The sequence below is a fragment of the Dellaglioa sp. CoH-56-MRSF-12 genome (assembly GCF_056782075.1).
The window spans coordinates 1-1,799 of record NZ_JBXAYD010000010.1; the positions used below are offsets into that span (position 1 = coordinate 1).

General features: G+C 49.9%; 2 rRNA genes (1 of these 2 running past the window's edge). Both read right to left on the bottom strand.

Annotation, left to right across the window (positions count from 1 at the left end):
- Positions 1-70: ribosomal RNA gene (gene rrf, locus AC1RPY_RS07545) — 5S ribosomal RNA — on the bottom strand; the annotation flags it as partial.
- Positions 71-155: 85 nt separating this feature from the next.
- Positions 156-1,799 (bottom strand): 23S ribosomal RNA (locus tag AC1RPY_RS07550); it runs 1,375 nt beyond the window's last position.

Sequence of the window (1,799 nt, forward strand, 5' to 3'; positions counted from 1 at the left end):
TGGCGCTAAGAAGCTTAACTTCTGTGTTCGACATGGGAACAGGTGTATCCTTCTTGCTATCGCCACCACACTCTTTTTTTGAGAAAACTTATTCTCTCAAAACTAGCTAATATTTATCATTGATTTTTAAGCCGTACACCGTTTCACACCACTTTGTGGTTAAGTCCTCGACCGATTAGTATTGGTCCGCTCCATACATCACTGTACTTCCACTTCCAACCTATCTACCTGATAATCTTTCAGGGGTCTTACTTCCATAAAGGAATGGGAAATCTAATCTCGAGGTGAGCTTCACACTTAGATGCTTTCAGCGTTTATCTCATCCATACATAGCTACCCAGCGATGCCCTTGGCAGAACAACTGGTACACCAGAGGTATGTCCATCCCGGTCCTCTCGTACTAAGGACAGCTCCTCTCAAATTTCCTACGCCCGCGACGGATAGGGACCGAACTGTCTCACGACGTTCTGAACCCAGCTCGCGTACCGCTTTAATGGGCGAACAGCCCAACCCTTGGGACCGACTACAGCCCCAGGATGCGATGAGCCGACATCGAGGTGCCAAACCTCCCCGTCGATGTGGACTCTTGGGGGAGATAAGCCTGTTATCCCCAGGGTAGCTTTTATCCGTTGAGCGATGGCCCTTCCATACGGAACCACCGGATCACTAAGCCCGACTTTCGTCCCTGCTCGACCTGTAAGTCTCGCAGTCAAGCTCCCTTGTGCCTTTACACTCTGCGAATGATTTCCAACCATTCTGAGGGAACCTTTGGGCGCCTCCGTTACCTTTTAGGAGGCGACCGCCCCAGTCAAACTGCCCACCTGACACTGTCTCCCACCACGATTAGTGGCGAGGGTTAGAGTGTTCATACAACGAGGGTAGTATCCCACCAATGCCTCCTCCGAAACTAGCGTTCCGGTCTCTACGGCTCCTACCTATCCTGTACAAGTTATACAAACACTCAATATCAAGCTACAGTAAAGCTCCATGGGGTCTTTCCGTCCTGTCGCGGGTAACCCGCATCTTCACGGGTATTATAATTTCACCGAGTCTCTCGTTGAGACAGTGCCCAAATCGTTACGCCTTTCGTGCGGGTCGGAACTTACCCGACAAGGAATTTCGCTACCTTAGGACCGTTATAGTTACGGCCGCCGTTTACTGGGGCTTCAATTCTGGGCTTCGCCGAAGCTAACTCATCCTCTTAACCTTCCAGCACCGGGCAGGCGTCAGCCCCTATACGTCATCTTACGATTTTGCAGAAACCTGTGTTTTTGATAAACAGTCGTTTGGGCCTATTCACTGCGGCTGACCTTTCGGTCAGCACCCCTTCTCCCGAAGTTACGGGGTCATTTTGCCGAGTTCCTTAACGAGAGTTCTCTCGCACACCTTAGGATACTCTCCTCGACTACCTGTGTCGGTTTGCGGTACGGGTAGTTATATTCTAACTAGAAGCTTTTCTTGGCAGTGTGACATCAGTTACTTCGCTACTTAATTTCGCTCCCCATCACAACTTGTCCTTAAAGTTAAGCATTTAACTCAACTTCAGACTTATTGCTTGGACGCACATATCCATCAGTGCGCTTCCTTAGCCTGCTGCGTCCCTCCATCGTTCAAACAAATATAACTAGTACAGGAATCTCAACCTGTTATCCATCGTCTACGCCTCTCGGCCTCGACTTAGGTCCCGACTAACCCTGGGAGGACGAGCCTTCCCCAGGAAACCTTAGTCATTCGGTGGACAGGATTCTCACCTGTCTTTCGCTACTCATACCGGCATTCTCACTTCTAAGCGCTCCACT